Below are 9293 nucleotides of genomic sequence, written 5' to 3' on the forward strand. Positions count from 1 at the left end.
CTCGAATAGGCCTGATACATAGATGCAACGGGGCGGCGGTTTTTCAAAAGCGGGTAGACAGTGGGGGCGAGTCCATACATAGCAGCTGCCGAGCCCGCGAGGCTGCGTTCGGCGACGCAGTCGTCGTAAACCCTGCGAACGCGGTATTCCTGGGACACCGCAGTGCCTGATTTCACGACGACTGCGTCGCCGAACGCAGCCTCGCGGGCTCGGTAGCTGCTACATCGAGCCCAGTGCGTTTAGGAGTAGGGGAGCTAGTTGCTGCTCGGCTGCTTCGCTCTGGAACCGCTGGGGATTCCGATCAGTGCCATTTCTGCGGTGTGCGCGGCGTTGCTGCTGGCCATTGCCGCCCGTGGTCACAAGATTTCCACCCGCAAAGTCATCAAAGAAGCGCCCTGGCATATCGTGATTTTCTCGCTGGGCATGTACCTGGTGGTGTATGGCCTGCGCAACGCGGGGCTCACGGGGTATCTGGCCGGATGGCTGGATGGTTTTGCCGATTACGGCGTGTGGGGCGCGGCCATGGGCACGGGCGTGCTGACGGCGCTGCTGTCGTCGATGATGAACAATCTGCGGCGGTGCTGATCGGTTTGCTATCAATCGATACCAGCCAGGCGACCGGGGTGGTGAAGGAGGCGATGATCTACGCTAACGTCATCGGCAGCGACCTGGGGCCGAAGATTACGCCGATCGGCAGCCTGGCGACGTTGCTGTGGTTGCATGTACTGGAGCGCAAGAGCATTCGGATCGGCTGGGGATATTACTTCAAGGTCGGGATTGTGCTGACGGTGCCGGTATTGTTGGTGACGTTTAAAGATCAAAAGATCGCAGCCTTCGGCAGCTCCTACACGAGACAACAGCCAGTGCGAAGTTAGCCATTACCCGACACATTCGGCCAAAGGTCTGCCACCAGAAACAGCCGCTCGGCTTCTTCCCAATCGCCTTGGGCGTTTTCTGTGAGTCGCACCAGCAACTGCGCCGGGGCCAGTGGCTCCAGATCACTAAGCCAGGCATTCAGCTGTTCAGTGCTCCAGGTCTGCTCCACCGGATAGTGTGCCGGTGCCAGCCAGGCATGGCGGGGCAGGGGTTGCCAGCGACCGAATGGGCGTTTCACGACAAACTCTGCCCAGTCCTTCTGGTGCAGCCAGCTACCGCGTAAATGCTGGGGATGTGCGCCATTCGGTGGCTCGGCCGGTCCCGGCCACGGATACAGCAAATAACCGCCCAGCCACAAATGCGCGCTGAACTGCTGGATATCCAGCGCCGCCAATACTTCGCGGCTCTCCGGGCGCGCCGAAATCGGCAATTGATGCTGAGTCAGATGGGCCAGTTTGCGGTCCAGCCGATCGTGGCAGCCGGGGCCGAGCCACTGCGCCGTGTCGTGTCCGTCGCCATTTTGCGGGCCAAGGTAAAGTTTGATCGCCAGTTCCAGATGATGCACGCCGTCACGATCGCGCAGCAGCATGTCCAGCTCGCCCAGCGTGTGGCCTTCGCGGCGGATCGGCATGTTGGCGGCAATCAGGTCGATACCCGGTGCGTGCCGCACGGCGTATTGCCAGAGGCGTTCGTAGTACAAGCCCAATCGCCGGGTTCGGGCCTGCGCCAGCCAGTGCAGCAAGTCATAACTGTCGTGATCGAGTTGCCGCAGCCACCGTTCCAGCCGCTCCGGTGCTTGTACCCAGTCACTGCCGGTCAGCGGATGACGCTGCGGCCACGTCGTGACGCCAAGCATCGGCGGCGCGAGGATGACCCAAGCCAGGTCGCGCACTTCCGGGTGGCGCAACTGGTGGGGTAACTGCAGCAAATCGGGAAATAGGATCATCTTGCGAGCATAGCCTCAATCGTGAGTACACCGTTGTGGCTGAAAGGATTTTGTCTATCCCGCGCTTTCGCCCATAATCGTGTTTTTCGCCGCCGCGCAGGAACCTCATGGAGCAATTTCGTAATATCGGCATCATCGGTCGCCTGGGCAGTTCTCAGGTGCTGGATACCGTTCGCCGACTGAAACGGTTTCTGCTCGATCGTCACCTGCACGTGATCCTCGAAGACACCATCGCCGAAGTGCTGCCGGGTCATGGCCTGCAAACCTCGTCGCGCAAGATGCTCGGCGAAGTGTGTGACATGGTGATTGTGGTCGGTGGTGACGGCAGCCTGTTGGGCGCCGCGCGGGCATTGGCCCGGCACAATATTCCGGTGCTCGGCATCAACCGTGGCAGCCTGGGCTTCCTGACCGATATTCGCCCCGATGAGCTGGAAGTCAAAGTCGCCGAAGTGCTCGACGGCCACTATCTGGTCGAGAACCGCTTCCTGCTGCAAGCCGAAGTTCGTCGTCACGCCGAGGCCATTGGTCAGGGCGACGCGCTGAACGACGTGGTGCTGCACCCCGGCAAGTCGACGCGGATGATCGAGTTCGAACTGTATATCGACGGCCAGTTCGTCTGCAGCCAGAAGGCCGATGGCCTGATCGTCGCCACGCCCACCGGTTCGACGGCCTACGCGCTGTCGGCGGGCGGGCCGATCATGCATCCCAAGCTCGACGCTATTGTGATTGTGCCGATGTACCCCCATACCTTGTCGGGCAGGCCGATTGTGGTCGATGGCAACAGTGAGCTGAAAATCGTCGTGTCCAAAGATATGCAGATTTACCCGCAAGTCTCCTGTGACGGGCAGAACCATTTTACCTGCGCGCCGGGTGACACCATCACCATCAGCAAGAAAGCCCAGAAGCTGCGGCTGATTCACCCGCTCGACCACAACTACTATGAAGTCTGCCGGACCAAACTCGGCTGGGGCAGCAAGTTGGGTGGTGGAGGCGACTGATGCTCGATCCCGCGCGTAGCTACGACCTGATCGGTGACGTGCACGGTTGCGCTCTGACCCTTGAGCACTTGCTCGACCGGCTCGGTTACCAAAAACACGGTGGCGTCTGGCGGCATCCGTCGCGCATGGCGGTGTTCGTCGGCGACATCATCGACCGCGGACCGCGGATTCGTGAAGCGCTGCACATCGTTCACGACATGGTCGAAGCGGGTCAGGCGTTGTGCATCATGGGTAACCATGAGTTCAACGCCCTCGGCTGGAGCACGCCGGCGCCTCCGGGCAGCGGCAAGCAGTTCGTGCGTGAACACACCCCGCGCCATGCCCGTTTGCTGAACGAAACCCTGACCCAATTCGAAGACCATCCGGCTGACTGGCATGACTTCCTGCAATGGTTCTATGAGATGCCATTGTTCGTCGATGCCGGGCGTTTCCGCGTGGTGCACGCCTGCTGGGACGCGGGCCTGATCGAACCATTGCGCGCGCTATTCCCCAACGGTTGCGTCGATGAACATTTCCTCCAGGCCTCGGCCGTACCGGGCAGTTTCGCCTGCACCGTGTTTGACCGCCTGCTGCGCGGCACTGACATGCGCTTGCCTCATGGGTTGACCATGACCAGTGGCGATGGCCTGACGCGTTCGTTCTTCCGCACCAAGTTCTGGGAAGACGACCCGCAAACCTACGGAGACATCGTGTTCCAGCCCGACGCCTTGCCCGAACCCGTGGCCCGGACGCCGCTGTCGTCCACTGAAAAAAACACCTTGCTGCGCTATGGCGTCGACGAGCCATTGTTGTTCGTGGGCCATTACTGGCGCAGCGGCAAACCGGTGCCGATCCGGCCGAACCTGGCCTGTCTGGATTACAGCGCGGTGCTTTACGGCAAACTGGTCGCCTACCGTCTGGACCAGGAAACCCGCCTCGACCCGCATAAATTTGTCTGGGTCGATGTCGAGCGACCGGAGGTGCTGCGATGAGTGCCGTTGCCGTTTTACGTCTGCCTCTGGCAGTGGACTTGAGCGGGTTCGTCAAACTGTTGCAGCGCATGCAGGTGCCGCATCGGGTCAGCGAAGAGGCGGGCGAGCAGGTGCTGTGGGTGCCGGCCAACATCAGCGAAGACGTGCGCTCGTTGTACGAACGCTTCCCGGCCGGTGATCCCGATCAACAGCTGGACATTCCGGTGGCGCAAACCATCAAGCGTCCCAGTTTCGTCGAGCAACTGCGCCACGCCAAGGCGACAGCGTTCGTGTTGCTGCTGAGCCTGCTTGTCGGCGCAGTGACGCTGCTGGGCGAAAACCTCGACACGATGCGCTGGCTCACCTTCCTCGATTTTCGCATTGTCGGCGAGTACATCCACTTCGTGCCCTTGGCCGACAGCCTGGCGGCGGGGCAATGGTGGCGTCTGGTGACACCGATGCTGATCCACTTCGGCATCCTGCACCTGGCCATGAACGGCATGTGGTATTGGGAGTTGGGGCGGCGCATCGAGTCGCGCCAGGGCAGTATCAACCTGATCGGCCTGACGTTGCTGTTCGGCCTGGTCTCGAACTACGCCCAGTTTGTTTTCAGTGGTCCGACGCTGTTTGGCGGCTTGTCCGGCGTGCTGTACGGCCTGCTGGGGCATTGCTGGATCTTTCAGCTGTTGTCGCCAAGCCCGGCTTATCGCCTGCCGCGCGGCGTGCTGGTGATGATGCTGGTGTGGCTATTGCTGTGCCTGTCCGGGCTGGTCTCAATGATCGGCTTCGGTGAAATTGCCAATGCGGCCCACGTCGGCGGGTTGCTCGTCGGATGCTTGACTGGTTTGTTGGGTGGTTTGTACAACCGCCGTAAACTGGCCGCCATAAATTAGTTATGTGAATAAAGAGCGCGGAGCCCTTGATGTCCTCTTTTAACGAAATGATCAACAACATCACCCCCGATATCTACCAGAGCCTGAAACTGGCGGTGGAAATCGGTAAATGGTCCGACGGTGGCAAACTCACCGCCGAACAACGCGAACTGTCGCTGCAAGCGATGATCGCCTGGGAAATCCAGAACCTGCCCGAAGACCAGCGCACCGGTTACATGGGCGTGCAGGAGTGCGGCTCCAAGTCGATCGAAGTGCCGAATATCCTGTTCAAATCGGATGCCGTCCATTGATCGAGATTGGCCGCGGTGCAATCAGCAAAATGTCGGCGCGCCTTGACGGGCCGAACGTGCAGTACGCGTTTCGTCTGGACGACGTCGAGGTGCCGGTCAATCCTTTGATCGGGACCACGGTGCGCCTGGAATACCTGGGGGCGATTCATTGCTCCCATTGCGGACGCAAGACCAAAACCAGTTTCAGTCAGGGTTACTGCTACCCGTGCATGACCAAACTGGCCCAATGCGATATCTGCATCATGAGCCCGGAGCGTTGCCACTATGACGCTGGCACCTGCCGTGAGCCGGAGTGGGGCGAGAAGTTCTGCATGACGGATCACATTGTGTATCTGTCCAACTCTTCGGGGGTGAAGGTCGGGATCACCCGCGCCACCCAGCTGCCGACCCGTTGGATCGATCAGGGCGCCCGGCAGGCGCTGCCGATCATGCGCGTATCGACCCGTCAGCAGTCGGGCTTCGTCGAAGACCTGTTTCGCAGTCAGGTGGCGGACAAGACCAACTGGCGTGCTTTACTCAAGGGCGATGCGGTGTCGGTCGACCTGGCGCAGGTTCGTGATCAGCTGTTCGACAGTTGCGCCGAAGGATTGCAAAGTTTGCAGGAACGATTCGGCCTACAGGCGATCCAGACCATTGCCGATGTAGAAACGCTCGAAATCCGCTATCCGGTCGAGCAATACCCGGCCAAGATCGTCAGCTTCAACCTGGACAAGAATCCGATCGCCGAAGGCACGCTGTTGGGGATCAAGGGCCAGTACCTGATTTTCGACACCGGCGTAATCAATATTCGTAAATACACGGCTTACCAGCTCGCCGTGCATCAGTAAAGGACTCCAGCATGCGCACCGAACAACCGAAGATGATCTACCTGAAGGACTATCAGGCGCCCGAGTACCTGATCGACGAGACGCACCTGACCTTCGAGTTGTTCGAGGACCACAGCCTGGTCCATGCGCAACTGGTGATGCGTCGCAATCCTGAACGTGGCCCGGGCCTGCCGCCGCTGGTGTTGGATGGCCAGCAGCTGGAATTGCTGTCGGTGACCCTGGCTGACCGCGAGTTGGCGGAATCGGACTACCAACTCACCGAGAATCACCTGACCCTGCACCCGACCAGCACCACCTTCACGGTCGACACCAGCGTCAAGATCCATCCGGAAACCAACACTGCGCTGGAAGGCCTGTACAAATCCGGCACGATGTTCTGCACCCAGTGCGAGGCCGAAGGCTTCCGCAAGATCACCTATTACCTCGACCGTCCGGACGTGATGAGCACGTTCACCACCACGGTGGTTGCCGAGCAGCACAGCTATCCGGTGTTGCTGTCCAACGGCAACCCGATTGCCAGCGGTCCGGGCGAAGACGGTCGGCACTGGGCGACCTGGGAAGATCCGTTCAAGAAACCTGCCTACCTGTTCGCGCTGGTGGCCGGTGATTTGTGGTGCGTCGAGGACACCTTCACCACCATGACCGATCGTTCCGTGGCGCTGCGCATTTATGTCGAACCCGAAAACATCGACAAGTGCCAGCACGCCATGAACAGCCTGAAGAAGTCGATGCGCTGGGACGAAGAGGTCTACGGTCGCGAGTACGACCTGGACATCTTCATGATCGTCGCGGTCAACGACTTCAACATGGGCGCCATGGAGAACAAGGGCCTCAACATCTTCAACTCGAGCGCCGTGCTGGCCCGCGCCGAAACCGCGACCGACGCCGCGCACCAGCGGGTCGAGGCGATTGTTGCCCACGAGTACTTCCACAACTGGTCGGGCAACCGCGTGACCTGCCGCGACTGGTTCCAGTTGTCGCTGAAGGAAGGCTTTACCGTGTTCCGCGATTCGGGCTTCTCTGCCGACATGAACTCGGCCACGGTCAAGCGCATCCAGGACGTGGCGTACCTGCGCACCCACCAGTTCGCCGAAGATGCTGGTCCGATGGCTCACGCCGTGCGCCCGGACAGCTTCATCGAGATTTCCAACTTCTACACCCTGACCGTGTACGAAAAGGGTTCGGAAGTGGTCGGCATGATCCATACCCTGCTCGGCGCCGAAGGTTTCCGTAAAGGCAGCGACCTGTACTTCGATCGTCATGACGGCCAGGCCGTGACCTGCGACGACTTCATCAAGGCCATGGAAGACGCCAACGGTGTCGACCTGACCCAGTTCAAGCGCTGGTACAGCCAGGCCGGCACACCGCGTTTGGCGGTCAGCGAGTCCTACGACGCGGCGGCGAAAACCTACAGCCTGACGTTCCGTCAAAGCTGCCCGGCAACCCCGGACAAGGTTGAGAAGTTGCCGTTCGTGATCCCGGTCGAATTGGGCCTGCTGGACTCCAAAGGCGCGGCCATTGCGTTGCGTCTTTCCGGTGAAGGCAGCGCTCAGGGCACCTCACGGGTTGTTTCGGTGACCGAAGCCGAGCAGACGTTCACCTTCATCGACATCGCGGAACAACCATTGCCTTCGTTGCTGCGTGGCTTCTCGGCACCGGTGAAACTGAGCTTCCCGTACAACCGCGATCAGCTGATGTTCCTGATGCAGCACGACAGCGACGGCTTCAACCGCTGGGATGCGGGTCAGCAATTGTCGGTTCAGGTGCTGCAAGAGCTGATTGCTCAGCAGCAAAAGGGCGAGAAACTGGTGCTGGATCAGCGTCTGATTTCTGCCTTGCGCACCGTGCTGTCTGACGAGACGCTGGATCAGGCGATGGTCGCGGAAATGCTTTCGCTGCCGGGCGAGGCGTATCTGACCGAGATCAGCGAAGTAGCTGACGTTGACGCCATTCACATCGCTCGCGAGTTTGCTCGTAAACAATTGGCGGAAGGTTTGTTCGAAGCGTTGTGGCTGCGTTATCAGGCCAATCGCGATCTGTCGAAGAAAACCCCGTATGTGGCTGAGGCCGAGCACTTCGCTCGTCGCGCGTTGCAGAACATTGCGCTGTCGTACCTGATGCTCAGCGGTAAAGCGGAAGTATTGGCGGCGACGCTTGAGCAGTTCGAGACCAGCGACAACATGACCGAGCGCCTGACGGCGTTGGCGGTATTGGTGAATTCGCCGTTCGAAGAAGATAAGGCCACGGCATTGGCGAGTTTTGCCGAGCACTTCAAGGATAATCCGCTGGTCATGGATCAGTGGTTCAGCGTCCAGGCCGGCAGCGTGTTGCCCGGTGGTTTGGAGCGGGTCAAGGCGTTGATGCAGCATCCGGCGTTCAATATCAAGAACCCGAACAAGGTGCGGGCGCTGGTGGGGGCGTTTGCCGGGCAGAACCTGATTAATTTCCATGCGGCCGATGGTTCGGGTTATCGGTTCCTGGCGGATCTGGTGATCGAGCTGAACGGGTTCAACCCGCAGATCGCTTCTCGGCAGTTGGCGCCGCTGACTCGCTGGCGCAAGTATGACGACGCGCGTCAGGCGTTGATGAAAGGTGAGCTGGAGCGGATTCGTGCTTCGGGTCAGTTGTCGAGTGATGTGTTTGAAGTGGTCAGCAAAAGCCTGGCCTGACTCTGGGTTCGCTCCTACAGCGGTTCACCTGAACCCTGTAGGAACTGAGCTTGCTCGCGATGGCGGCCTGACAGCCGACCATTTTCTTTCAGGTGTACATATCCATTTCTGCGGTAACGGCCGCTAATGGTTTCGCTCTTACAGCGAGTCCCTTTTTCAAACGCCAAAAAGGAACCAAAAGGCTTCGCCCCGAGCGTCCGGCCCCTCGCCTAGGCTCGGCGTTCCTTCGTTCCGGCGTCCATCTGGGGGCATCGCCTCCGGTTGGCTTCGCTTCAACCTCCTCTCGATGTGTTCGACTTCGTCGAACGGCGCTGCGCGCCTACCCCCAGATGAACACCTCCACTCAGCCTCCCGAAGGGGCGGGCAAAGCAAGATCAAAATCAAAAGCTGCTGGCGAGCTAACGCTCGGCCTGTTGAGTGGTGAAGGGCGGGTGTACACCCATCCCCTGTAGGAGCTGTCGAGTGAAACGAGGCTGCGATCTTTTGATCTTGCTGTGGCTGTGGCTTTAGATCTTGATTCTGCTTTTGATCTCTCGCCCCTTCGGCAGGCCGAGCGTAGGTGTTCATCAGGGGGTTAGGCGCGTAGCGCCGTGCGGCGAAGCCGCACACATCGAGAGGAGGTCGTCGCGAAGCAGACCGTAGGCGATGCCCCCTGATGGGCACCGTAGCGAGGGAACGCGGAGCTTTAGCGAGGCGCCGTACGCCGGGGCGAAGCCTTTTGCTTACTTTTCGGCGTCTGGAAAAGTGAGTCGCTGTAAGAGCCATCCCTTTCAAGGTCTTCGTTTAAAATCCCCTAAAACTCCAGTCAGGGTGACTAAAGCGATGTGGGCAGAAGTTTTAGCGC

Annotated in this window: 7 protein-coding genes and 1 pseudogene; 7 read left to right on the forward strand and 1 reads right to left on the reverse strand. The window is 59.9% G+C overall.

What is annotated here, in order from left to right; genetic code table 11:
- Positions 1-258: 258 nt before the first annotated feature.
- A pseudogene (locus ACIQU2_RS28715) lies at positions 259-875 on the forward strand (ArsB/NhaD family transporter); the annotation flags it as partial.
- Here the strand turns inward: ACIQU2_RS28715 and ACIQU2_RS28720 are convergent.
- Positions 872-1822: a DUF1853 family protein gene (locus tag ACIQU2_RS28720; RefSeq protein ID WP_403145934.1), complete on the reverse strand. Its 951-nt coding sequence runs from the start codon at positions 1820-1822 to the stop codon at positions 872-874. The pseudogene ACIQU2_RS28715 and the gene ACIQU2_RS28720 sit on opposite strands and share 4 nt — an antisense overlap.
- A gap of 107 nt (positions 1823-1929) precedes the next feature.
- Here ACIQU2_RS28720 and ACIQU2_RS28725 point away from each other — a divergent pair, with 107 nt between their 5' ends.
- The 6 genes from ACIQU2_RS28725 to pepN are packed head-to-tail and all read left to right on the forward strand — an operon-like array spanning position 1930 to position 8449.
- Entirely contained in the window at positions 1930-2820 is an 891-nt protein-coding gene (locus tag ACIQU2_RS28725) for an NAD(+) kinase (protein ID WP_007906781.1), read from the forward strand.
- On the forward strand, positions 2817-3791 hold the full coding sequence (locus tag ACIQU2_RS28730) for a metallophosphoesterase (protein ID WP_403145944.1): 975 nt from the start codon (positions 2817-2819) through the stop codon (positions 3789-3791). The genes ACIQU2_RS28725 and ACIQU2_RS28730 overlap by 4 nt, the downstream gene beginning before the upstream one ends.
- Complete coding sequence (locus tag ACIQU2_RS28735; protein ID WP_403145937.1) at positions 3788-4663, forward strand: rhomboid family intramembrane serine protease; 876 nt, start codon at positions 3788-3790, stop codon at positions 4661-4663. The genes ACIQU2_RS28730 and ACIQU2_RS28735 overlap by 4 nt, the downstream gene beginning before the upstream one ends.
- Positions 4664-4692: 29 nt before the next feature.
- A complete protein-coding gene (locus ACIQU2_RS28740) occupies positions 4693-4953 on the forward strand; it encodes a YeaC family protein (RefSeq protein ID WP_008152127.1) in 261 nt (86 codons plus the stop codon).
- Positions 4950-5780 (forward strand): DUF2797 domain-containing protein, encoded by an 831-nt coding sequence (locus tag ACIQU2_RS28745; protein ID WP_076031239.1) that lies wholly within the window; start codon positions 4950-4952, stop codon positions 5778-5780. Before ACIQU2_RS28740 ends, ACIQU2_RS28745 begins: the two co-directional genes overlap by 4 nt.
- An 11-nt stretch (positions 5781-5791) precedes the next feature.
- Positions 5792-8449 (forward strand): aminopeptidase N, encoded by a 2658-nt coding sequence (gene pepN / locus ACIQU2_RS28750; protein WP_403145940.1) that lies wholly within the window; start codon positions 5792-5794, stop codon positions 8447-8449.
- Positions 8450-9293: the final 844 nt, after the last annotated feature.

Source organism: Pseudomonas sp. NPDC098740 (assembly GCF_044760065.1).
GTDB lineage: Bacteria > Pseudomonadota > Gammaproteobacteria > Pseudomonadales > Pseudomonadaceae > Aquipseudomonas > Aquipseudomonas rossensis.